19 protein-coding genes, 1 tRNA gene and 2 rRNA genes are annotated in these 23,949 nt (G+C 36.6%); 5 read left to right on the top strand and 17 right to left on the bottom strand.

Going from position 1 to position 23,949, the window contains the following annotated elements:
- Positions 1-90 precede the first annotated feature (90 nt).
- The 3 genes from QTL86_RS15485 to ndk form a co-directional block, all read right to left on the bottom strand.
- Entirely contained in the window at positions 91-1,428 is a 1,338-nt protein-coding gene (locus QTL86_RS15485) for a DUF4179 domain-containing protein (protein WP_410495348.1), read from the bottom strand.
- Positions 1,429-1,431: 3 nt separating this feature from the next.
- Entirely contained in the window at positions 1,432-1,902 is a 471-nt protein-coding gene (locus tag QTL86_RS15490) for a sigma-70 family RNA polymerase sigma factor (protein WP_410495349.1), read from the bottom strand.
- A gap of 202 nt (positions 1,903-2,104) precedes the next feature.
- Positions 2,105-2,503 carry a nucleoside-diphosphate kinase gene (ndk, locus tag QTL86_RS15495; RefSeq protein WP_127065489.1) on the bottom strand — a complete coding sequence of 133 codons (399 nt, stop codon included), beginning with the start codon at positions 2,501-2,503 and terminating at the stop codon, positions 2,105-2,107.
- 504 nt (positions 2,504-3,007) lie between these two features.
- On the opposite strand from ndk, the gene QTL86_RS15500 reads away from it, so the two are divergent.
- From QTL86_RS15500 to QTL86_RS15515, 4 genes are all read left to right on the top strand, one after another.
- A complete protein-coding gene (locus tag QTL86_RS15500; protein WP_410495350.1) occupies positions 3,008-3,682 on the top strand; it encodes a DUF969 domain-containing protein in 675 nt (224 codons plus the stop codon).
- Positions 3,682-4,599: a DUF979 domain-containing protein gene (locus QTL86_RS15505; RefSeq protein ID WP_410495351.1), complete on the top strand. Its 918-nt coding sequence runs from the start codon at positions 3,682-3,684 to the stop codon at positions 4,597-4,599. Before QTL86_RS15500 ends, QTL86_RS15505 begins: the two co-directional genes overlap by 1 nt.
- Positions 4,600-4,635: 36 nt before the next feature.
- On the top strand, positions 4,636-5,277 hold the full coding sequence (gene pcp, locus QTL86_RS15510; RefSeq protein ID WP_127065486.1) for a pyroglutamyl-peptidase I: 642 nt from the start codon (positions 4,636-4,638) through the stop codon (positions 5,275-5,277).
- A gap of 146 nt (positions 5,278-5,423) precedes the next feature.
- Positions 5,424-5,837 (top strand): gamma-glutamylcyclotransferase family protein, encoded by a 414-nt coding sequence (locus tag QTL86_RS15515; protein WP_127065485.1) that lies wholly within the window; start codon positions 5,424-5,426, stop codon positions 5,835-5,837.
- Positions 5,838-6,031: 194 nt separating this feature from the next.
- Here QTL86_RS15515 and QTL86_RS15520 read toward each other — a convergent pair whose 3' ends face one another.
- Entirely contained in the window at positions 6,032-6,502 is a 471-nt protein-coding gene (locus QTL86_RS15520; RefSeq protein ID WP_127065484.1) for a HugZ family protein, read from the bottom strand.
- Positions 6,503-6,853: 351 nt separating this feature from the next.
- On the opposite strand from QTL86_RS15520, the gene QTL86_RS15525 reads away from it, so the two are divergent.
- Complete coding sequence (locus tag QTL86_RS15525) at positions 6,854-7,168, top strand: helix-turn-helix transcriptional regulator (protein ID WP_410495352.1); 315 nt, start codon at positions 6,854-6,856, stop codon at positions 7,166-7,168.
- Positions 7,169-7,444: 276 nt separating this feature from the next.
- On the opposite strand, the gene QTL86_RS15530 is transcribed toward QTL86_RS15525, so the two are convergent.
- The 13 genes from QTL86_RS15530 to QTL86_RS15590 all read right to left on the bottom strand — a co-directional run bounded on the left by QTL86_RS15530 (position 7,445) and on the right by QTL86_RS15590 (position 23,781).
- A tRNA-Met gene (locus QTL86_RS15530) sits at positions 7,445-7,517 on the bottom strand.
- A 41-nt stretch (positions 7,518-7,558) separates the two neighbouring features.
- A 5S ribosomal RNA gene (gene rrf / locus QTL86_RS15535) occupies positions 7,559-7,676 on the bottom strand.
- A gap of 65 nt (positions 7,677-7,741) precedes the next feature.
- A 23S ribosomal RNA gene (locus tag QTL86_RS15540) occupies positions 7,742-10,644 on the bottom strand.
- Between the two features lie 373 nt (positions 10,645-11,017).
- Entirely contained in the window at positions 11,018-12,229 is a 1,212-nt protein-coding gene (locus tag QTL86_RS15545; protein ID WP_410495353.1) for a hypothetical protein, read from the bottom strand.
- 964 nt (positions 12,230-13,193) lie between these two features.
- A complete protein-coding gene (locus tag QTL86_RS15550) occupies positions 13,194-13,940 on the bottom strand; it encodes an ABC transporter ATP-binding protein (protein ID WP_410495354.1) in 747 nt (248 codons plus the stop codon).
- Positions 13,941-14,038: 98 nt separating this feature from the next.
- Complete coding sequence (locus QTL86_RS15555) at positions 14,039-14,815, bottom strand: ABC transporter permease (RefSeq protein WP_127065480.1); 777 nt, start codon at positions 14,813-14,815, stop codon at positions 14,039-14,041.
- The gene (locus QTL86_RS15560; RefSeq protein ID WP_410495355.1) at positions 14,815-15,876 is read right to left on the bottom strand and encodes an ABC transporter substrate-binding protein; all 1,062 of its coding nucleotides are present in this window, start codon (positions 15,874-15,876) and stop codon (positions 14,815-14,817) included. The genes QTL86_RS15555 and QTL86_RS15560 overlap by 1 nt, the downstream gene beginning before the upstream one ends.
- Positions 15,877-16,257: 381 nt before the next feature.
- Positions 16,258-16,602, bottom strand: coding sequence for a P-II family nitrogen regulator (locus QTL86_RS15565; RefSeq protein ID WP_127065478.1), 345 nt, complete (start codon positions 16,600-16,602; stop codon positions 16,258-16,260).
- 12 nt (positions 16,603-16,614) lie between these two features.
- Positions 16,615-16,941, bottom strand: a complete 327-nt coding sequence (locus QTL86_RS15570) for a P-II family nitrogen regulator (RefSeq protein WP_013655476.1) — start codon at positions 16,939-16,941, stop codon at positions 16,615-16,617.
- Between the two features lie 67 nt (positions 16,942-17,008).
- A complete protein-coding gene (locus tag QTL86_RS15575; protein WP_410495356.1) occupies positions 17,009-18,724 on the bottom strand; it encodes an allophanate hydrolase in 1,716 nt (571 codons plus the stop codon).
- Position 18,725: 1 nt separating this feature from the next.
- Complete coding sequence (uca, locus tag QTL86_RS15580) at positions 18,726-22,319, bottom strand: urea carboxylase (protein WP_410495357.1); 3,594 nt, start codon at positions 22,317-22,319, stop codon at positions 18,726-18,728.
- 22 nt (positions 22,320-22,341) lie between these two features.
- The gene (locus QTL86_RS15585; protein WP_410495358.1) at positions 22,342-22,995 is read right to left on the bottom strand and encodes an urea amidolyase associated protein UAAP2; all 654 of its coding nucleotides are present in this window, start codon (positions 22,993-22,995) and stop codon (positions 22,342-22,344) included.
- Between the two features lie 66 nt (positions 22,996-23,061).
- Entirely contained in the window at positions 23,062-23,781 is a 720-nt protein-coding gene (locus QTL86_RS15590; protein WP_013655472.1) for an urea amidolyase associated protein UAAP1, read from the bottom strand.
- Positions 23,782-23,949: the final 168 nt, after the last annotated feature.

Consider the following 23,949-nt stretch of genomic DNA (forward strand, 5'->3'; position numbering starts at 1 on the left):
CTAATAGTGAAGCTAAAACAAGGAGCTGGGAAAGTAAAAGCTGAGTTAACCATCATAGGGCTAACTCAGCTTTTTTGTGTGTATTAAGATTTACTTGATCTTTATAGCTACTGGGTTTTCCAGCTGAATATAATGTGAAAAAATAGGTGACATATAAACTGTATCATATGGATAATCTTCTAGTAAGATCTCTACAAAAAAGGTATTTGGTCTACTGATATACTTTTTGTCTTTTTCACTCCAAATCCCACTAACTGTTGACCAACCATTGTATTCATATTCTTTACCTTGTTCATCATAATAGATGCCATTCCATATTTGATAATTTTTATTATCTTCATACTGGTTTCCACTAAATGTTAAATACCAGCTCTTACCTCTTCTCTCTGCACTTTCAAAAGTCACACCCTCTGGTAAGCTTTCAGCACTTGTATTTGCTAAATCTAGCTTCATCTTTTGCTTATCTTTATCTAGCCATTCTGCTCCAGTAATATATAAAGTAAGCTCTTTACTCTCAGAGAAAAATGCACTTTCCACCCTATAGACATTCATCATAGGAGAATCTATTTTCCCTGTTGCTGAAATACCATTGGCTATTTTATCAAACCGCTCTCCTTTTTCATTTTCCAAGTAAAAGGTCATACTTTTAAGATAAGCAGCGTTTTCTTTTTCATCTTCAAGTATAATTCTCATATGTGTAGGATAAATTTCTACTTCTTCTAATGTTAGCTTTTGCTGATCTATTACAATGGATTGACCTATTGTTAATTTCTCACCTTGTGCTGTGTAATGAGGATCAAATATTAATTTAAAGGTAAACGTACTAATAGGAAGATCATAACTAGACTTCATATCATAAACACCTATTTTTAAGGTTAATCCTTCGGGCACTTCCCCATCCACAAAATCTATGGTTATATAATTAATCTTTCCATCTGGCATACCATAACTACTAGAAGCCAAGGTATAACCCTCTAGTGTATCTCCATTTCTATCGTCTATCTCAGGTTCTATATTCACCTCTTCATAATCCTTTGATTCTAACGAATAAAAAACATTGACCTGTTTCTGATCTACAATAAGGTATTCAATGCGTACTTTCATATGATTAATAACTTTTTCTTGGTTAATTGGCTGCACATACTTATTTTCAATTGCTGCATCTAAAGAAGGAGAAAAAGCAACAGTCTTTGCTAATTCCTTTATAAGAGGAATATTACCACAACTATAGGCAAAGGTAGGAATACTATTAACTAATATGGTAAACACCATCAAAAAAGTCAAACCTGTTCCTATCGGTATTCCAAAGAAACGCTGCCATCTATTGGCTTTTACCTTAGCTTCTGTACGCTGAATTGCATATTCTAGCCTAACGGGTGTTACCTCTATTTCTTGCATTAATAGTTCGTATTCTTCTTTTCTGTTCATTCCTTATTCCTCCTCTCCTAATTCTAATTTTAGTAACTTTAAAGCCTTTCTCTGCCTGGTAACTACTGTGCCCTGTGGAATATTTAATGCTTTTGCAGCCTCAGCTAAAGTGTATCCAGAAAAGTACCGCAAAATAACCACATCCTTCAGCTGTGTTGGTAAACTTCTAATAGCCTCTTTAAGAGGTAATTGATCATAATCATAGTCTTCACTTTGCTTCGTCACTAATGATTCTTGGCATTTTATCCTAGATAACCTTTTTAGTTCTTTCTTACACTCATTAATGAGAATGCGTGTCATCCATGTGGTAAAATATTCTTCTTCTCTAAGCTGCCATAGCGCTTTATATCCTTTATAAATCGTTTCATCAACAACATCTAAGGCATTTGCCTCATTACCTAAATATAAATAGGCGGTCTTATAGAGCTGCTTTTTTATTATTTCTGCCTGCCTGACAAATTCCTTCTTGTTCATCTCCCTATTTCCCCTCTTTTATGCATGTTCTACTTATTAGATTACTTTGTATGAATTTTTGATTCAATAAAAATAAATTTTTATTATCGTTATCTGTTAAATCCATTTAGAAAAAGCCTCAACTACTAGACGAAAAAAGCTAAGTTAAGCACACGGGCCTAACTCAGCTTTTTAATTGATTTCTTATTGTTGTATTTACTTTTTAATTAAACCAAAGGTTTATTTCTCTTTCTGCATGCTCTAAGGAGTCAGAACCATGAATGAGATTTCTAGTTACTGTATTAGCATAATCACCTCTAATAGTACCTGGAATAGCTTTAATTGGATCTTTATCACCCATAATGCTTCGCATAACCGCAATCACATCTTTTCCCTGTACCTCCATAGCCATGACTGGTCCTTCTAATATATACTCTACTAACTCTTCAAAAAACACTTTACCTATATGCTCCTCATAATGTTTCTCTACTAGCTCTCTAGCAGGACTTAGAAGCTGCGCTTTAGTAATTTTAAAGCCTTTTCTTTCAATTCTTCTAATAATTTCTCCCATTAACCCTCTAGCTACTCCGTCACTTTTAATCATAATAAATGTTCTCTCCATAAGCACTTCTCCCTTTTATTTTCTCTATATCATCCAGTATAATCCACTTGCTAGTTTTATATACAATTTATTGACTAGTGAATTGAGGTTCATTTATGTATCATTTTAAGTAACAAATAAGTACCATCTTCTATTTTTTATAGTATATAAGCATTATACCTTAATTCTGGTAAAAAGGCCAAATACTAATAGTTTGCAATACTAATTTGTATATTTATGCAGCATTAGTTCTATCTAGACCTTATCTATCCCTCCCCCATCTGGCTTGTGTTCTATTTCTCTTAAAGCTAATATCCTATACTTATTTCTATCTATCTTATTTATCTAGTAATTTTTTACTTAGGATGATATTAGTTAATTTATCTTGTAGTTCTATCTGAAGTATTTTTTCGATTTTAATCCATATATTCCAATGGTAATTTAAAGCACATTATGTATTTTTATTTATTCTTTACTATTTTTTGTGTATAATATAATCTAGTTAACATAAATAGGAGGTATTGTATGCAACTTATCGGAATTTTAGTCATCGTCGCTGGTTTTATCCTAAAGCTTGATACCATCGCTGTTGTACTTACAGCTGGTGTACTTACAGGCTTTCTAGGCGGCATGAATATTGTAGAAATCTTAGATACTCTTGGTAGTACCTTTACTACTCAACGTTCTATGGCACTTTTCTTACTCATCCTACCAATCATCGGACTATGTGAGAGATATGGTCTAAAGGAACGTGCTACACACTTAATACAAAAACTTAAAGGAATGTCTGCTGGACGTATTGCAACTCTATATTTGTTTATTCGTGAGATTGCCATTGCAGTGGGTGTCAAACTTGGGCAAGCAGAATTTGTTCGTCCACTTATTGAACCTATGGCTCAAGGTGCTGCTGTCAGCAAATATGGTACTGTAGATGAAAAAACTGAAGAAGATATCAAGGCTATGACTGCCGCTGCAGATAACTTAGGTAACTTCTTTGCCCAAAATATTTTCGTAGCTAATTCAGGTGTTCTACTTATAGTAGGAACTTTAGAAGAACTTGGATATCAAGTAGATGCCTTATCTGTAGCTAATGCCGCTATTCCTGTAGCAGTTATCGCACTTATTTTCGGTTTTATTCAAAATACATTATTAGATAAGAAAATTGCTAAACGTTATGCAAAGAAAGAAGGTGCTAAATAATGAATAACTCTATTTTACTTGAAATCTTTTATGTATGCGTGGGATTATTAATGTATTTAGTAGCCTTTAATATCATAAAAGATCATACTAGTCCAACACGTATAGGTACCACTCTTTTTTGGGCTATCTTAGGAACTATTTTCACATTCGGTAGTCTCCTACCTGGTACTGTTGTTGGTATCTTATTAATAATTATTGGTATCTTAACAGCTACCAAACAAGTTAAGATTGGTAAGGTTAACGCACCTAAACCCGAATTTTCTGCAGCTCAAGCTAAAGTGTTAGGTAATAAAGTTTTTATTCCTTCTATTACTATTGCTATTTTGGTTATCTGTATTGCTAAATTTACTAACTTTAGTGGTACTGTTGCTATAGGTATAGCTGCTTTTATTACGATTATTCTTACGCTCTTTATTACTAAAGCAGATGTTAAGACTGTTTCTGCAGATAGTAATCGTATGCTTCAAGCAGTTGGTGTTACTTGTATTTTACCTCAACTTTTAGCAGCACTCGGTTCACTCTTTACTGCTGCTGGTGTTGGTGATGTTATTGCTACTAATATTTCTAATTTCATCCCTCAAGGTAACATATTAATTGGTGTGACTGCTTACTGTGTGGGTATGGCTGTGTTTACTATGGTTATGGGAAATGCCTTTGCTGCCTTTTCTGTTATTACAGTTGGTATTGGTGTTCCTTTCGTGTTTATGCAGGGTGGAAATATCGTTATTTGTTCAACCTTAGCACTTACAGCTGGTTACTGTGGAACACTTATGACACCTATGGCTGCTAACTTTAACATTCTTCCTGTAGCTTTATTAAATATAAAAAATAAAAATGCAGTTATTAAATATCAAGCTTATGTAGCTATCCCATTGTTACTTGTTCATATAGCTCTCATGTATTTCTTAGGTTTCTAGTTATTCCATTTAATGAATTTGAAAGGAGAACAAATCATGAAAGTATTAATTACAGGGTTTGACCCATTTGGAGGAGAAAGTATTAATCCTGCCTTAGAAGCTGTAATGGCTCTTCCAGACAAAATTGACACTATAGAGGTTATTAAACTTGAAATTCCTACAGTGTTTGGAAAAAGTTTAGCTAAAATTAAAGCTGCCATAGAATTACACCAACCTGATATCGTTATTTCTGTAGGACAAGCAGGAGGACGCTTTGGTATTACACCAGAACGTATTGCGATTAATGTTGATGATGCACGTATTAAAGATAACGAAGGTAATGAACCTGTAGATGTTAAGGTCGCAGATCATGGACCTGCTGCTTATTTTTCTAATTTGCCAATTAAAGCTATGACACAAGCTATGATTAAAGCAGGCATTCCTGCTTCTGTTTCTAATAGTGCTGGAACCTTTGTATGTAATCATGTCATGTACGGTGTACTTCATATGATTCATACAGAATTCCCAACTATCCGTGGTGGTTTCATTCACGTACCTTATATTCCAGCACAAGTAACAGCTAAACCTAATATGCCATCTATGTCTCAAGCTGACATCACTAAAGGTCTTGCACTTTGCATCCAGGCAGCTGCAACTCATACTGAAGATTTACACATTGCAGCAGGTGCTATCTGCTAAGGATGTAAATCACCTTTTATCTAAAACATTTATATTTCATTTTTATGGTGCTGTCTATGATTATTATCTCTCACTTGAGCTAGAATTGTAGACAGTTCCTTTCTCTACGACATTTGATTATTAACTTAGAAAGAAGGAGAAATACAATGGAAAAAATATTTGTTTATGGCTCATTACGTAAAGACTTTTGGAACCATGATAAAGTACTCAAAAATCGCGTTAAGCATATTGAGCCCGGTTGTATAAAAGGATTTTCTCTTTATCACCTTCCTGCTGGTTATCCTGCTATCGTAAGTGGAAATGATATAGTTCATGGAGAAATCTGTACCCTCTCTAATGATAAGCATCTTAAAAGTATTGATCTCTTAGAAGGCTATACAGGTGATTCTGAGAAAGATTTATATATCCGTGAGAAAAAACCTATTTTATTATCTACTGGTAAAGAGGAACTTTGTTGGGTTTACTTATATATCAATGAAAAGCATGTGAGAAACAAGGGTAAATATATAGCTCATGGAGATTGGAAAAAATATATGTTTTATAATGCTTCTTTCAAATAATGAGTTTACATCTTAAAAATCAATTTGATGATAATCCAGCTATTTTGATACATCCAAATAATCATCTATACACTGTATCCTATAAATTATTAGATAAAGAAAGTGCGTTCCCATATCTTAGGAACGCACTTTCTTTATGTCAGTATAGAATCTAAAACCTCAAATAGTACACTTTACCTTAATTAAGCTGTACTTTATTTCTTTCTTTTTTTATGACCTTCACCAGTTATTGGAGTAAGTACCATTTCTCCATTTACTATTTGTATAGTAGAAGCTTGTCCAAAACCTTTTACAAGCCTTCCATTCTCTGGTGTCAGCTGAAACATATCAAAATCTAGCTCTTTTAAAGGTGCCATCATCTTTTCACCATATTGTTCCTTAAATAAATCCCATGCAGCTTCATTCATTGCTTCAAGTTTTTTAGCTTTGCAGTTTAGAGTCATTCTAGTTCTTGCGAATAGTATCTTGGCATCCTTTTCATCTTCAATAAGCATAATAGCTATTTGAGGATTATTCACTAAATGATGATAGTGCTCAGCTGTTTCACTAATAAAAATATAAAATTCATTTCCTATTTTTACGTAAGGTGTATAGCTGATAGCTGGCATACCTTCCTTGGTTACTGTACTCATCATTATAGTTCTTTGATTATATAATTCTTCCACTCTCTTTCCTCCATTTCTTTATTTTATTATTTATTACCTTATTGGCGAATATCTCGTCATTAATATGTCTTTAAAAGGTTAATCACTAAATATAGCATTTTGAAATATATTTAATCGTCTTATACATCTCAATCATTCTAATTTATTTTAATCTTTGTCATCATTATAGTCTTATAATAATTATTATTCAAGACTAATTAGTGTTTCTTAACGGCTTGTAGCATTTATTGAGAAACAACCTTTCCTTTTGGAATGTTTAAACTTAAGTCTTCTATAATAATGAAGTCCTCATAACCAACTTAAAGATATCTTATTGAAAAACATGAAAATCCAATCATAAAAAAAGCACTCATGTTTATACATGAGCACGTAACTATGAATTTATCTTTAGCGCAGATCGCTAGTTTTATCAATATCTCGCCTACATACCTTTGTACGCTTTTTAAAAGTCAAACTGGTTATACCATTACAGACTATATCCATCTTAGACGTTCTGTGTTAGCAAAAAAACTTATTCTAGAAACCATTTTACCTTTAGAAGAAATTGCTATTAGATGTGGCTATAATAACTATTCTTACTTTTGTAGGCAATTTAAATATCATATGAAAACCTCCCCTGTTTCTTTTAGAAAAAAACATAAGCGTTTCATACCTGATTCTGAATAAGCATATAATAAACCAAACAGTAGAATATCATGCAATAGAGATTATTATTTTTTATCTGAGGATAAATGTAATAAAAATATTACTTAACTCCCTTGTTATTCTTTATCATATTGTTATAATCCTTCTCTCTTATGCACCCTCCACAACATACATCAACCTCAAATGAAAATTTTATAATCACAAAAACCTTCCATTTTAACTTATAGATATTAATCTACGCGTTAAAATGGAAGGCTTTTTAGCAAGAAAACGAGCATTACCGTTCTTCTTTCTTAATAGCGGGAACAGGACTTGAACCTGTGACCTTCGGGTTATGAGCCCGACGAGCTACCAACTGCTCTATCCCGCGTTATTGTTTATACTTATATTAATGATTATTAAAAAATAAAAATTTGGCAGCCACCTACTCTCCCAGTCCGTCTCCAGACAAGTACCATCGGCCGCTTAGATCTTAACCTACGTGTTCGGAATGGAAACGGGTGTTTCCCCTAAGCGCATCGCCACCAAAAACTATTAGAGTTTTATTATCATACTCTCAAGAACAAATACTACAACCATTTAACCTTCATTATCTAGGTCAAACCCTCGAACCGTTAGTATTGGTCACCTCAATGTATTACTACACTTACAGCTCCAACCTATCTACCTCATAGTCTCTAAGGGGTCTTACTCCTTTCGGATGGGAAATCTTATCTTGTGGTCTGCTTCACGCTTAGATGCCTTCAGCGTTTATCAGATCCAGACTTGGCTACTCTGCTATGCCATTGGTATGACAACAGATGCACCAGTGGTCCGTCCATCCCGGTCCTCTCGTACTAAGGACAGCTCCACTCAAATTTCCTGCGCCCACGACGGATAGGGACCGAACTGTCTCACGACGTTCTGAACCCAGCTCGCGTACCGCTTTAATGGGCGAACAGCCCAACCCTTGGAACCTGCTTCAGCTCCAGGATGCGATGAGCCGACATCGAGGTGCCAAACCTCCCCGTCGATGTGAACTCTTGGGGGAGATAAGCCTGTTATCCCCGGGGTAGCTTTTATCCGTTGAGCGATGGCAATCCCACTTTCATACCACCGGATCACTAAGTCCTACTTTCGTACCTGCTCCACCCGTCGGTGTCGCAGTCAAGCAACCTTATGCCTTTGCACTCTTCGAATGGTTTCCGACCATTCTGAGGTTACCTTTGAGCGCCTCCGTTACTCTTTAGGAGGCGACCGCCCCAGTCAAACTGTCCACCTGACATTGTCCCAGACCCGGGTAACGGGCCATGGTTAGAAGTTAAGTATTACAAGAGAGGTATCCCACCGGCGACTCCACCTAGACTGGCGTCCAGATTTCTCAGTCTCCCTCCTATCCTGTACATGTAATACCCAACCTCAGTATCAAGCTACAGTAAAGCTCCACGGGGTCTTTCCGTCCTGTCGCGGGTAACCAGCATCTTCACTGGTACTACAATTTCACCGGGTGCGCTGTCGAGACAGTGCCCAAATCATTACGCCTTTCGTGCGGGTCAGAACTTACCTGACAAGGAATTTCGCTACCTTAGGACCGTTATAGTTACGGCCGCCGTTTACTGGGGCTTAAGTTCAAAGCTTCGTCCTTAGACTAACCTCTCCCCTTAACCTTCCAGCACCGGGCAGGCGTCAGCCCTTATACATCACCTTTCGGTTTAGCAAAGACCTGTGTTTTTGTTAAACAGTTGCTTGGGCCTATTCTCTGCGGCCTACCTAAGTAGGCACCCCTTCTCCCTAAGTTACGGGGTCATTTTGCCGAGTTCCTTAACAACGCTTCTCCCGTCGGCCTTAGGATTCTCTCCTCATCCACCTGTGTCGGTTTACGGTACGGGTACCTATCACGCAATAGCAGCTTTTCTCGGCAGTGTGGATTCAGCAACTTCTCTACTTTTATTTCGATCCCCATCACACTTCATCCTCGCCTAACGGATTTGCCTGTTAGGTGCGACTTTGTGCTTGGCCCAGGATACCATTCCTGGGTTTGCCTATCCTCCTGCGTCCCTGCAGTTCTGATAATAGGTAGTACTGGAATATGAACCAGTTGTCCATCGACTACGACTTTCGTCCTCGCCTTAGGTCCCGACTTACCCAGAGCAGATCAGCTTTACTCTGGAAACCTTGGATATTCGGCCTACAAGATTCTCACTTGTATCTCGCTACTCATTCCGGCATTCTCACTTGTAATTACTCCACAGCTCCTTACGGTACTGCTTCTGCGTCGTTACAACGCTCCTCTACCAATCCACTATTGTGAATTCCATAGCTTCGGTGGTGTGTTTTAGCCCCGGACATTTTCGGCGCAAGATCTCTCGACTAGTGAGCTATTACGCACTCTTTGAATGAGTGGCTGCTTCTAAGCCAACATCCTAGTTGTCTTCGAAATCTCACATCCTTTTCCACTTAACACACACTTGGGGACCTTAGCTGATGGTCTGGACTGTTTTCCTTTTGACCACGTGTCTTATCACTCGTAGTCTGACTGCTGACGGTATCTTGATGGCATTCTTAGTTTGATATGCTTCGGTAAGCTTGTGGGCCCCCTAGGCAATTCAGTGCTTTACCTCCATTAGACTCCTATCAACGCTAGCCCTAAAGCTATTTCGAGGAGAACCAGCTATCTCCGGGTTCGATTGGAATTTCTCCGCTACCCACACGTCATCTCCACCTTTTTCAACAGATGTGAGTTCGGACCTCCATTACCTTTTACGGTAACTTCATCCTGCACATGGGTAGGTCACCCGGTTTCGGGTCTACTAACAATGACTATTTTGGCGCCCTATTCAGACTTGGTTTCCCTTCGGCTTCGTACCTCCTGGTACTTAACCTTGCCACAGCTAGTAACTCGCCGGACCGTTCTACAAAAAGTACGCGGTTGCGCATCATATGGCGCTTCCACTGCTTGTAAACATAGAGTTTCAGGTTCTCTTTCACTCCCCTCCCGGGGTTCTTTTCACCTTTCCTTCACAGTACTATGCGCTATCGGTCACCGAGGAGTATTTAGGCTTGGGGGGTGGTCCCCCCGGCTTCCCACAAGGTTTCTCGTGTCTCGTGGTACTCTGGATACTGCTAGGCTTCACTTGGATTTCGCTTACGGGATTATCACCCTCTTTGATGAGACTTTCCAGACTCTTCAGCTATCCGCATTCTTGCCATGACGCAGTCCTCAACCCCAGATTACAAGTAATCTGGTTTGGCCTGTTTCCCTTTCGCTCGCCGCTACTTAGGAAATCGATGTTTCTTTCTCCTCCTGAAGGTACTTAGATGTTTCAGTTCCCTTCGTTCCCTTCCTATAGTTACGTATTGGCTATAGGATGACAGAGGTTTGCTCTGCCAGGTTTCCCCATTCGGATATCTACGGATCAAGGTTTATTTGCAACTCCCCGTAGCTTTTCGCAGCTTATCACGTCCTTCATCGGCTCTCGGTGCCAAGGCATCCACTCTACGCTCTTAGTAGCTTGACCTATAATGATTAACTTTCGTTAATCGGTCGTTTGTGCCTTGTTAATCAACTTTACGTTGAATACAAAGAATATTTATTATCGGTTAAATTGTAGATTTTACACCCTGACAAACATTTTTGCACTAATGTGCGTGTACATTTATCGTTAGGCGCAAGTTATATTGCTATAACTTACAAATCTATAATTGTTGTAGTATTTGTTTTTCAAAGTACGATGATTACTTATTAAGTAATCTTTGTTTTGTCGCTGCTTACTGCTGACGACTTGTATAATATTACACCACTGCATTACATAAGTCAATACTTATTTGTCTTTTTTTGTTTTTTATTTAAAAGAACTTAACGATAATTATTGTTTTCTTGAATTGTACTTGTTAGCTATTATGACTTTCGATTACTTTTATATGACTAACTATAGGAAGATCTACTATCTTTTCCTCTTCTTCATTTTCTATAACTTTAACAAGGTATTTACCATTTGAATAAATGATAGATCCATTTGAATATATATCAAAGGCAAGTACTCCTTTTTTTATAGAAATCAACTCTCCTGTTGGTGTGTATTTCATAAGTTCCCAATCCCGAGGCAAGATGCCTGCGTATTTTTCACCTTTTCTTTCATTAGCTTTTTGGTTTTGGTCAGCTTTTATCAGATTTCCTTCTATAAAGAGCTCTTCTTCACTTTTCTTTTTAGCCTTAGTGCCATTCTTAGTGTTAGTAGAAAGGTTATCTCCTGTATAGCGTATCGTAAATAAATTAAGCCACATAAATAGCGCTCTTACGATTTTAACTGGTATAAATAGGAGGTTAATAAGCATATCTATCGGATTAGTTTGCCTGCCTTTATAAGTCTTTGGCCTTCTAATAAAATAAATATTGCCTTCTGCATCTTCTTTAGGTTTAATACAATCAAAGCCTTCAAAACTAATAACTTCCTCTATCTCACAAGTATCTAAATTTAATCTACATATATTATGCTCACTAAAAGCTATGGGAATACCATTACTATCTATCCCAATCCCACAACTATCATATACAATGGTATTTGCTTTAGCCTTTGACCAACTTGGATTAGCATCTATGCACTCTCCTTCTGTAAGCACTTGATAGTGAGCTGTTTTGGGATTGAGAAGTGCTAAATGCCGGCTTATGCCATCTTGTCCTAAAGAGAGTATTACCTTTTGATTGGCACTATTATAGTCTAGGTCATACATCTGAATATTATTGGTATTCATAATATGACCTTCTGCCTCTTCTTTATTATCTAGACTTTTAGAAAACACCCCAAAGAATTCATCTACTTGAATGGCATAAATAAAATACCCTGGAGTATCTGTAAGACAAATGCCCGTAAGACGTTTAAAAGTTTGACTTGCTTCTAAGTGAGAAAGATCTTTGTCCATTCCCATAAACTTTGCTCCTGCCCCTTGAGTCTTCCACTGCTGACGTAATTTGATGGACTGTTTATTTTTGTTATACTGTTCTACATATTGACTATTAAAGAAAGATAGAGTTTTATCTTCATTAATACTTCCCATCTGCTCATTAGTCATAAATAAAAGGGTATCTTTCATATGATTTTCCATTACATAAAACCTAAAATTATTTATGTTCTATGTCCTTTCTTTTGAAATTAGTCTTGAACACTCTTTATCCCATACAACTATTACAACTATTTTTCTTGATTTTCGCTATAATTATTTTAATTTTCTCACTATTATTATACATCCTAAAATATATTGGTACAAGTTTTATAACACATGCTATATTGCTCTATTGATGTATCTTATTAGGGCTTATTTACCTTATTAATATTATTTATCTTATTAGCATTTACTTGTCTTGTTAGCATCTACTTATCTTATTAGCATTCATTTGTCTTATTGGCTCTATTTATCTCATTAACTCTAGCCTATCCTAATCAATATTTATTCACTTCATCAACTACAGACATGGAGAAAAGAGAGTGAGCGAATCATATAATCAAAGAAACTATAATCATAAGTACAGTAACTAAGGAAGGTATCCCAGCCATTAGCTGTACGCCTTACATAAAACTAGAAAATTGACCCTTATTCCTCCCATTAGCCTTTCTTCTTTATCCTATTAACTCGGATTGTTATTAAGTAAAAACTGTCATCCCCCCTAAACTCAAAAATACGCCTTCATTAGGCATTTATCAGCCTTTTGAAGACGCGTTCTCATTATCTTTAGATAAGTTCCGTTTATATCATTTACTATTGTAGTTTGTTACTGTCAAGTAATCCTTAAATCTATTAGAAAATATCTCCGACTTCTGTCTAAGTATGCTATCTATAGTTTTTATAGATAGTACTACATTTGTATATATTGCTAGATACTTATGTGTTTCTAGATGTCCGTATGATTCTAGCTATTTGTATGCCTACAGATATCCGTTTTGTCCTAGGTATTCGTATATTTACAGATCTTCGTTTGATCCTAGATATTCTTATAGCCCCAGATATCTGTATGTTCCTAGATATTCTTATATTTTTAGCTATCTGTATGGTCATAAATATTCTTATATTTCTAGATATCTGTATGTTCAATTAATCCATTGACTTCTTTTCTAATTGTAATGAATTGTTGTGTGTCTTTTAAATCTAGATTTCTTTCATACGGCAAGAATACCGGTACTTCTTTTTTTATGGTTCCTGGCCTTGAGGTCATGACAAAGATTTTAGTGGAGAGAAAAACTGCTTCTTCAATGTCATGGGTTACAAAAATAACTGTTGGTTTTTCCACTTGCCAGATTTGGCGCATTAAAAGCTGCATATCAGCTTTTGTTTGAGGGTCTAATGCACTAAAAGGTTCATCCATTAACAAAACATCTGGGCTATTCGCCAAAGCCCTTGCAATAGCTACCCTTTGTTTCATACCTCCTGAAAGTTCCTTGGGATAACTATTTTTAAACTTTTCTAGTTTAATGATCTTTAAGTATTTATCAACGATTTTTTCTTGTTCTTCTAATGGCATCTTTTTTAGCTTTAGTCCATATTTAATGTTGTCACTCACTGTCATCCATGGGAATAAAGTATAGGCTTGAAAAACCATACCTCGATCTGCACCTGGTCCTATAATATCTCTATCTTTAATGACTATTCTTCCTGAAGTTGCCTCATCAAGTCCACCTATCATACGTAAAAGTGTAGATTTGCCACATCCAGATGGACCAACAATTGAGATGAATTCATTTTCTAGTACGTTAATACTAACATTCTGCATGGCCACAACATCACCTTTAATAGAATGATAAGTCTTGTTAACGTCTTTCACGTATATTTTACTATTTGCTAAGTTTGCCTCTATTTGGCTATTTTGCTGCGGAAGTATTTTTTCTTTGATAATTGAAATAAACCCATTCTTCTACCTCCTTATGCCCAATGGAATAATTTTTTATTAATATAAGCAAATAGACGGTCTGTAATAAGACCTAACAGTCCAATGACAATAATGCCTCCAAAAATAGCATCTGTTTTTATAAAACGCTGTGATTTTAGAATGGTATAACCAAGACCACTATTAGCGGCAACTAGTTCTGCACTCACTAAGTAAGTCCAAGCCCATCCTATCATCATACGAAGTGTTTCCATCATTCTTGGTAGCATTGCTGGGATTAGAATCGTAAAGATCGTCTTATTCGTATTTGCTCCCAGTGTATAACTTGCATTAATAAGGTCCTCTGGTACAGACTTAACATCATCTGCTATCATTAATACTAATTGAAAAAATGTCCCAATAAAGATGATGGCAATTTTTGCTGATTCGCCTATCCCAATCCATACCATAATAAGTGGTACAAAAGCTGGAACCGGCATATAACGTATGAATTCTGATAAGGGTCTAACAATAGCCTCTGCTTTTTTAAAGGTTCCTGCTAATATTCCCAAAGGAACACCTAGGATAACAGCAAATATAAAACCTAGTGTAATACGATAAACACTAATGCCCATGTTAGCCCACAAGGACCCATCTGCTATTGAAGAAATAATATAGTCAATAACCTTTGTAGGCGTTGGTAGAAAAATAGATCCTACCAAGCCTGAATAACTTAATATACTCCATAGGGCAATAACAAATATAAAAGAAGCAATAGCAAAAGTGGTGTATTTACTTTTACCAATATCTTTTCTGATTTTAATTTTAATCATTATTTTGCCCCCTTAATAAAAGTATCATCTAAAATAGATGTTACATCCTCCGGTATTTTATCAATCATTTCTGTTGCTTGTAAGAATTCAGCTGATTTTTGTAAAGTATAAGGAAGAGAAGTATAGTCATTTCCTTCTTTAAAAGTTTCTTCATTCATGGCTTTATCAAAAAGTGTTACCCCATCTAACATCACTAAATAATCTTCTTTTTCAAGCTCAGCACCTTTAATAGTTGCTTCAATAAAAGCATCATCTCTAGTATCTAACAATTTTTCACCGTCGAACCAAGATTGAACGACTTTTTGAACCACATCACTATTGTTATCAATAATATCTTGTCTAACAGCTAAAGTATCTGGAATTAAACCTGGTTCACTAGCTGTACTATAGATGACTTTACCACCTGCATTAACTGCCATGGATAAGGTTGGTTCCCATAATACTGCTGCATCAATGCTACCTGCTATAAAAGCTGGACCTGCATCATTAATAGTCATATTGGTAAAGTTAACATCATTAATAGTCATGCCATTGTCTTCTAGAATTTTTAGGAAGAACATATGCTCTAAGGTACCAATCTCTGTGGCAACTGTTTTATCTTTTAAATCTTGAACACTACTAATGCCATCATGAACAACAAGGCCATCTGCGCCAGAAGAGTTATCATTTACTAGAACAATTTTAAAATCAACACCTTCATTAAGTGGCGCTACTGCATCAGAAGCGGCAATGCAAATACCATCTACTTGATTAGAATAGAAAGCTGTAAGTGAATCACTATATACTGGGAAATATTTAATTTCTACAGATACCCCATTCTTTTCAAAAATGCCTGTTCCTTCTATGCCATACCAGCCATACCAACCTGACATAGGACTTACACCTAGAATAAATGGATTTTCTTTAGTTCCCTTTTGTCCACCACTAGAAGTCTCTGAAGCATCTGATGTACTACTTGCATCATTACTAGTTGTTTGACCTAGGTTATTACATCCTGTCATAGTAAACATCGTCCCCATTATTGTTATTGCTGCTATTAAACTCATTAATTTTCTTCTCATAAATTTGTCCTCCTTATTCTTGTAAATGACTTTTCGTTATTCCCTTCCCTACCTCTCTTTTACCAATGCATTTTATATAGAAATAAATTATACTTTTTTCTCTAGCAACTAAATGTTTAGCTTACTGATTTTTATATATCACCATGGCCTTGGGATAAAAGTAATGTAATCTATTAAACTGTTTCTATTCAGATTGTTTCTCTTTATACTATTCCTGTTTATACCATTTCTGCTTATACCATTTCTGTTTAGTCCAAATAAGCGTATGATTGTAGTAAAGAAGTTAAAAATAAATGCGAATAAATAGGAATAAATGATATCTTTAGAAGGATAAATGTCCCTTTGAAATCACATATTATCCACTTTATCAGTTGCCTAGCATTAGATAACAGCTTCGTTGCCTTTTTCATTGGTTCTAATGCGGATAGCTTCTTTAACTGGTAGTACAAAAATCTTGCCGTCTCCTGCATGATTGGTTTGGTTGATCTTAACAACTGTTTCTATAAGAAAATCAACGTCTGAATCTCTTACATACATCTCGATAAGCCTCTTAGCCACTAAACGATGCTTAATTGGTCCATTCTCCTGGTCCATGTCATATTGAATTGGTTTTTTACCCCTTCCGATAATCTCTTTAACAGTCATTGAATGAAAGCCGGCTTCAACCAATGCTTTTTTCGTTTTAAAGTACATTTTAGGACGTAAAATAATCATGACTTCTTTCATTTGCCTTACCTCCTATAGCTCTTCTTTTCCACTACTGATTGTAACGGCCTTCTCTACTTCCATTACAAAAATCTTACCATCTCCATAGGTTCCGCCATTTGGTGTTCTTGCTGCATCTGCTATGATTTTTTCTACTTTAGCTTCATCTTGATCTTCTACCACAATCATAATCATCTCTTTTGGAATCTCATCATAGTAGGTATCTCCTACCTTTAAGCCTTTTTGTTTACCTCTTCCTAGCACATTCATTCTTGTTGCAGCTAAGTAGCCTTTTTGCATTAAGGCATCTAATACGTCTTCTACTTTTTCCGGTCTAACAATTGCTTTAATCATTTTCATAGTCTCATTCACCCTTCCTATTATTTGACTTACTTATTGGTGCTTCAGTTAATCTCTATCGCATCACTCACTTAGTAAGTGTAAATTTTCCTTCTTCGGTAATATCCTTTGCAGCCTTGGTGGCATAGTTTTCACAAAGAAAACCAACTACCTTTTCATTGTCTTTTAGAGTGACGGTTCCCATGGTTAAAGGTTCACTAACGTTTTGCATGAAATCCCCAAATTTAGCAATAGGAATATCATATAAATCTACTTCAATAGCTTTTCCTCCCTCACCCACATGGCACATTCCTGGTTTGATTGGTCTTGTATCTAGTGAGTAGAGCTTATAAAAAGCAGCAGTCTGTGTGCTTTCTAAATAATGCGCTCCTAATTCTACTAGCTGACTTTCTAATGGATAGCCTTTTTTGTGTAAACCACAAACTGCTACTTTCATTGGCTCTGCTTCTAGGAAAGTTTTTGCTGCACCTAGTATCAGACCTTCTGAATCTGCTAAGCCAAAAATGGTAATACCAAATGGTAAATTTGTCTCTTTCATCTTAGTTGGGATTGAAATAGCACAAAGATCGAGGAGATTACAATGATTAGTGTAAAGCCCCATCTGGCTATTGGTTTTAATTGGATTATTTCTCACTTCTTCTCTAGTAAACGTACCACCTGCTGTTGGCATTATTAAAACCGCATCTTTAAGTAACCTTTTAGTTTTCATACGATAGTCCTGTAATTCATGAATGGCACTAAATAAGCTTTCTGCTGTATGCTCTGGTTTACTACCAGATTTGAGTATGGTCTTAGTAACTGGGAAGATTGCTTCTAAGTGGCTGTCTACAAATTCTCCAAGATCTTTCCATCTTTCTGCTACCCATGGTCCATCGTATAAAATAGATGCTGCTTTTTGGAATATGGTGTAGTCAATGTACTCAACTGTTATGCCTAAATCTTTAATTCTGCTGACTGCTTCTTCCCATTTTTTTTCATAAACTGCTTTAAAGGGACCATAAAAGCTAACACCATTTTTAGCTAGGCATATTTTTTTAGGTAGCTGTTTAAAAGGCATGTCGTATACTCTAGACCATGCACATGCTTCGTCAAAGCCTCTAGCTACTCCATTAACTAGTTCTGCATCTTCAAGAGAATTGGCAAATACATTAATGCAATCTAGGCTAGCACAAGCAGGTACAACACCTTTAGTTGACCATGCTCCTAGTGAAGGCTTATAACCTACTAAACCATTAAGGGCTGCTGGCACTCTTCCTGAGCCTGCCGTGTCTGTTCCCAGTGAAAAAGCTGCCATCCCTAAGGCTACTGCTACTGCTGAGCCTGAGCTAGAGCCTCCACTAATAAGCTCTGGATTTAATGCATTATGTACTTCTCCATAAGGACTTCTAGTCCCTACAAGGCCTGTTGCAAACTGATCTAAGTTAGTTTTACCTACCGGAATTGCTCCTGCATCAATTAGCTTTTGTACTACAGTAGCGCTTTCTTTTGGAAGATAACCATAAGGCTCACAAGCTGCTGTTGTTTGAACACCTGCTAAATCAATATTGTCTTTAATGGCAAAAGGGATACCCCATAGTGGATAGTCGCTTTGCTTCTTATCTTCTAATGCTTCAATATAGCCTTTCATCATAGCAAGTGAAGGGGGCACAATCCAAATATTTTTTTCCTTATTAGCCTCTGCTCTTTTAACGATTTCTTCTGCTAATGCTAAGGGCGTTAATTCCTCATTTTTATAGCTTTCTTTTATCCAAGTTATTGTTAGTTTCAAAGGAAAATAATTCATTTCACTCCTCCTTTACTTTAATTGATACAGCTAACTGGCCTGCACTTACTTGATCACCAGGACTTAGATAAAGCTTTTGAGCCTGGCCTGTAAACTCTGAAGTAATAGGGAATTCCATTTTCATACTTTCAAGAATCATAAGCTCCTGTCCCTCTTTTACCTCTTCGCCTTCTTGTACAAGCACTTTCCATACGCTTCCTGGAATATTCGTTCTTACTGCTTCACAGCCTTCTGCAAGTTCCTCTTCCACAATAGCTGCTGCTTCATGATGCTCAGAAACAAATTCATCTAAGCCTTGTTCTTTCCAGCGCTGCCTTTCTGCTTCAAAGGAAGCTTCTTGATGATCTTTAAATGCCTTACTACTTTCTTTAATCTCCTCTAAGAATTTTTTGTACTCTCCAAGGTTAAAAGTAGTTTCTTCTATTTCTACTTTGAATTTTCCTCTTAAGAAATCTTCTCTGTATTGTAATATTTCTTCTGCTGATACGGGATAAAACTTAAGTTGATCAAAGAAATTAAGTAACCAAGGTTTTCCTTTTTTAAAGTTATCTGTTTCTCTAAGAGCGTTCCACATTTGTACGGTTCTTCCTACAAATTGATAGCCACCAGGGCCTTCCATACCATAAACGCAAAGGTAAGCACCACCAATACCTACGGCATTTTCTGGGGTCCATGGTCTTGCAGGATTATATTTAGTAGTAACCATCCTATGTCTTGGATCAACTGGGGTAGCTACTGGTGCTCCTAGGTAGACATCCCCAAGTCCCAATACTAAATAATCTGCTTCAAAGACAATACGACTTACATCCTCTATGCTGTCTAAACCATTAATTCTTCTTATAAACTCTGGATTACTTGGACACCAAGGTGCATTAGGCCTTACTGTTTGCTGATAACGCTCAGCAGCAATTTTAGTTTGCGGATCATCCCATGAAAGAGGTAATTTAATAATTCTAGAAGGCACAGTAACATCTGTTAAGGGTGGAAGAGCCTCATTAATTTTTATTACCTTATCTACTAAGTCTTTAATGGCAATCTTATCTGGATCAAAGTGAATTTGAAGTGAGCGAATACCTGGTGTTAAATCAATAATAGGAAGTCCTACCTTTTCTAGTTCTTGCATTAAAATATGTACTCTAAAACGAAGTTCTATATTAAGCTCCATTTTTCCGTATTCTACAAGGATGTTTTCTTCTCCAGCTAAACGAATCATAATAGCTGTATCTGCCGCGAATCCTTTAGCCAATATAGCGTACTGTGGTGTCAGCTTTTTATTAGGCTTAGGTAATTTAGGAATAGCGTTTCTAAACTTAATATTGGCATCTTCTGTTTTTCTAATCAGTTCTGCTTCTTCTAGAGAAAGAAGTTGGAAACGAACCTTATCTCCTGGATGAAGCTGTCCTATTTTCCAAAGCTCACCTTTAGCTGTTGTTACAGCACATACAAAGCCTCCAAGGCTTGGTCCATCAGGTCCAAGTAAAATAGGCTGATCACCTGTAAGGTCAAGAGTTCCTATGGCATAAGCATTGTCATGAATATTGGATGGATGAAGCCCTGCTTCTCCCCCATCTTCACGTACCCATTCTGGAATAGGACCATTTAATCGGATACCTGTTCTAGCACTATTAAAGTTGACTTCATATTCTGAGTTAGTCAGCGTCTCTAGATACTCTGGTTTTAAATATTCCTCTGTTGGCTGCGGTCCTGGAATTACACCAATTGTCCATTCATTTGTAAGGATGGGTTTATACTTATCAGGCACAGATTCTATAGAATCGATTAAACAATTCTCTGTAACCCTTAGCACATCCCCTGTTCTTAAAGTCCTTCCACCATGTCCACCAAATTTACCATCTATAAAAGTAGAGCTACTGCCCATAATCTTTGGCATATCAAAACCACCGGCTACAAGTAAATAGGTTCTCATCCCTACTTTACAGTCTTTAAACTTAAGAATTTGATTAGGCATAGCATGAATGACTTGATACATCCCAATAGGTACACCATCTAAGGTTGGCTGCATATCGGCTCCGGTAATACAAAAGCTTATGGCTGCCCTAAATTTATAGCTACCTCCTCTTAAAGTAAGCTCCAACCCCGTGGCACCTTCAGCATTACCTAATAAACTATTGCCTAATCGGAAGTTGTAACTATCCATAGGCCCACAAGGTGGAACGCCTACTGACCAATAACCAATCATACCTGGATAATCTTGAACAGTGGTTTGCACCCCTCCATCAAGTACTTCTATTGCTTTTTCACTAGGTAAGAATTCTTTTAGCATGCCTGTGAAAAGTAAGCCTTTCTCATAACCTTCTGTTTTTAAAAGTGCTTTTAAGTACTGAAGGTTAGTAGTAATACCATATACTCTAGAATTTTTTAATACTTGATTCATTTTCCTAATGGCATCTGCTCTGTCTTTACCATGTACAATTAACTTAGCAAGCATGGGGTCATATAAAGAAGTAACTTCAATGCCTTTTCTAATCCAGCTTTCCACTCTACAAATCGGGTCAAAATAAACTTCGTCTATCTTTCCTGAACTTGGTCTAAAACCATTTAAACAATCTTCTGCATAGACACGTACTTCAATAGCATGACCATCTGGTTTTTTAAGCTGTTCTTTCATACCTTTAAGCTCACCAGCTGCTTCTTTAATCATCCAAGAAACAAGGTCTAAGCCAAGTACCTCTTCTGTAATCCCATGCTCTACTTGAAGCCTTGTATTCACTTCGAGAAAATAGAATTTTTCTTCTGCCTCATCGTATAAAAATTCCACGGTTCCTGCACTTTGATAGGATGCTTCTTTGGCTAAATCCTCGGCTGCTTTGTACATTGCTGCCCTCACTTTTTCTGGTAAGTTTGGAGCTGGACTTTCTTCTACTACTTTTTGATTTCTTCTTTGTACAGAGCAATCACGTTCACCAAGTGCTACGGCTTCACCATAGGCATTACCAAAGATTTGTACTTCCACGTGTCTTGATTTTCCAATATATTTTTCTAAGAAAACACCTGCATTATTAAAGTTAGCTGCTGCTAAATAACATACGCCTTCATAAGCTTCTTTTAGCTCTTTAAAGGAATAGCAAATGCGCATACCAATACCACCACCACCAGCTGTACTTTTTAAAATAACAGGATAGCCAATCTTTTTAGCTTCTTTAACCGCTTCCTCTACGCTGCTTAAAAGCTCTGTTCCTGGAAGTAAAGGTACACCTGCTTTTTTTGCAAGGGCTCTAGCAGAATGCTTGAGTCCAAATAACTCAATCTGCTCAGGGGTAGGTCCAATAAATTTAATGCCTTTTTCTTCACAGGCTCTTGCAAACTCTGTATTTTCACTTAAGAAACCATAGCCCGGATGGATTGCTTCTGCTTTAGTCTCTACGGCAATGCTTAAAATTTTATCCATGTCCAGATAGGTTTCTTTAGCTGTGCCTTCTCCTAGCAAAATAGCTTCATCTGCATATTCTACATGAAGGCTATCTTGGTCAGCCTTAGAATAAACAGCTAAGCTTGAAATTCCCATTTTCTTTAATGTTCTCTCTATCCTTACAGCAATAGCTCCTCGGTTAGCAATCAAAACTTTTTTAAACATAGACACTTCCCCTCCTTCACATTTATTTTGTATCCCAAATAAGTAATCTTACAGGTGTAGGATTGTATGCATTACATGGATTGTTAAGCTGTGGACAGTTACTAATGAGTACCATGGTATGTTCTAATGCTTTCATCTCTACATATTTACCTGGCGCAGATACACCATCATCAAATTTTAATCCACCTTCTTTGGTAACCGGTACGTTCATAAAGAAGTTAATATTAGGTGCTAAATCACGCTTTTGAATACCACTATCGCTTTTTGCTAGTTGAAGCATAAAGCTATCTCTGCAGTTATGCATGTCAATTTTTTCTCTAGCATATCTCACCGTATTACTTTGAGAAGAACACGCACCACCTAAGGTATCATGGCGTCCTGTAAGATCGGCTGTAATCTCAAGTAGGGGTTTTCCTGATTCCGTTCTAAGAATGCTCCCTGTCGTTAAATAAATGTTTTGTTGCATGACAATGGTTGTTACTGCTCCATAATGATCTTCTGGATTCGTCATATCATAAAAGGTTGTATCCACTGCTTGATTACCTTCCATATCTAAAATACGAAAAGTTTGGCCTGGAAGAAGCTCATGCATCCAACCATCACCTGCATTTACTACCTCATCATAAATAGCATCTTCTATTTTTAAGTCGCTTTCTTTTTTAATAAATCCGTACATATTCATTCCCTCCTATTTTTCATTCACCTAACAGGCTTTTTTCTCCACCATCATTTGTTATCTCATTTATAGGCCAAGTAAGTTATAGTAATCCCAAGTGTTTTCAAATGCTCTATAGTTTTCTGGTCTATGATTCACACATTCATCCGTTAAATCTACAGGTGGCGCATCATAAACTTCAACAGTAACTGGAACACTTGGATAAGTCTCACTTGGATTAAGTGGATTAGGTGTATTTGAAAGAATAATAATCATATCCATCTCTGTTCTTAAGGTAACAGTAGCGCCTTCGGTGCAGTGACCTGCTTCATAATGCATGCTGCCATCTTCTTCTACATAAACCTTTGAGAAAAGATTGACACATGGTACTAAATCTCTAGGCCCCATATTATTTCTGACTAGCTCTACTGCAAAGTTTTCTTCTCCACTTCTAAGCCAATCATTTCTTAAATCTTGATAAGTGGTCTTTCCATACTTTTCATCTGTCATCATTCTTGTTGTATAGCCTGAAATCGTATCATGCCATCCCAGGCTATCTTCTACGATACTAGCAAAAACTCTACCATTATCGCTCATAAGTACATTTCCTTTTGTTAAGTGGGCAGTATACTGAGCCTTCAAAGTATCTGGCATATTGTAACGTTCTGAAGTATCCCTCATGTTATAAAGTAATAAAGATACATTGGCATCTTTTCCTAATGCTTTAAAGTGAATGTATTTACCTCTTCCAATATTGCCTGACCATTTTTCTCCTGGTTTTAATGTTTTACTCCAAATCTTTTTCATAGCACTTACCACCTTTCATCCTTACATTAATCATTAATTAACTCATAACTGTTCAGTCTTTTGCATCCAAGTATCTTTCACTCTACACTTTGCCCTGACTAAATAGTTACAAATAAAAAATGCAAGGGCGCTTTATAAAAATAAATGCGCCCTTGCATCTCGTTTTCT

Source organism: Cellulosilyticum sp. ST5 (genome assembly GCF_046529625.1).
In the GTDB taxonomy this organism is placed as follows: Bacteria; Bacillota; Clostridia; order Lachnospirales; family Cellulosilyticaceae; genus Cellulosilyticum; species Cellulosilyticum lentocellum.

Excerpts from the sequence above, each read along its gene's own strand:
- QTL86_RS15485 (WP_410495348.1), bottom strand. The coding sequence starts at position 1,428 with ATGAACAGAAAAGAAGAATACGAACTATTAATGCAAGAAATAGAGGTA.
- QTL86_RS15490 (WP_410495349.1), bottom strand. The coding sequence starts at position 1,902 with ATGAACAAGAAGGAATTTGTCAGGCAGGCAGAAATAATAAAAAAGCAG.
- ndk (WP_127065489.1), bottom strand. The coding sequence starts at position 2,503 with ATGGAGAGAACATTTATTATGATTAAAAGTGACGGAGTAGCTAGAGGG.
- QTL86_RS15500 (WP_410495350.1), top strand. The coding sequence starts at position 3,008 with ATGCAACTTATCGGAATTTTAGTCATCGTCGCTGGTTTTATCCTAAAG.
- QTL86_RS15505 (WP_410495351.1), top strand. The coding sequence starts at position 3,682 with ATGAATAACTCTATTTTACTTGAAATCTTTTATGTATGCGTGGGATTA.
- pcp (WP_127065486.1), top strand. The coding sequence starts at position 4,636 with ATGAAAGTATTAATTACAGGGTTTGACCCATTTGGAGGAGAAAGTATT.
- QTL86_RS15515 (WP_127065485.1), top strand. The coding sequence starts at position 5,424 with ATGGAAAAAATATTTGTTTATGGCTCATTACGTAAAGACTTTTGGAAC.
- QTL86_RS15525 (WP_410495352.1), top strand. The coding sequence starts at position 6,854 with ATGTTTATACATGAGCACGTAACTATGAATTTATCTTTAGCGCAGATC.
- QTL86_RS15545 (WP_410495353.1), bottom strand. The coding sequence starts at position 12,229 with ATGGAAAATCATATGAAAGATACCCTTTTATTTATGACTAATGAGCAG.
- QTL86_RS15555 (WP_127065480.1), bottom strand. The coding sequence starts at position 14,815 with ATGATTAAAATTAAAATCAGAAAAGATATTGGTAAAAGTAAATACACC.
- QTL86_RS15560 (WP_410495355.1), bottom strand. The coding sequence starts at position 15,876 with ATGAGAAGAAAATTAATGAGTTTAATAGCAGCAATAACAATAATGGGG.
- QTL86_RS15565 (WP_127065478.1), bottom strand. The coding sequence starts at position 16,602 with ATGAAAGAAGTCATGATTATTTTACGTCCTAAAATGTACTTTAAAACG.
- QTL86_RS15570 (WP_013655476.1), bottom strand. The coding sequence starts at position 16,941 with ATGAAAATGATTAAAGCAATTGTTAGACCGGAAAAAGTAGAAGACGTA.
- QTL86_RS15575 (WP_410495356.1), bottom strand. The coding sequence starts at position 18,724 with ATGAATTATTTTCCTTTGAAACTAACAATAACTTGGATAAAAGAAAGC.
- uca (WP_410495357.1), bottom strand. The coding sequence starts at position 22,319 with ATGTTTAAAAAAGTTTTGATTGCTAACCGAGGAGCTATTGCTGTAAGG.
- QTL86_RS15585 (WP_410495358.1), bottom strand. The coding sequence starts at position 22,995 with ATGTACGGATTTATTAAAAAAGAAAGCGACTTAAAAATAGAAGATGCT.
- QTL86_RS15590 (WP_013655472.1), bottom strand. The coding sequence starts at position 23,781 with ATGAAAAAGATTTGGAGTAAAACATTAAAACCAGGAGAAAAATGGTCA.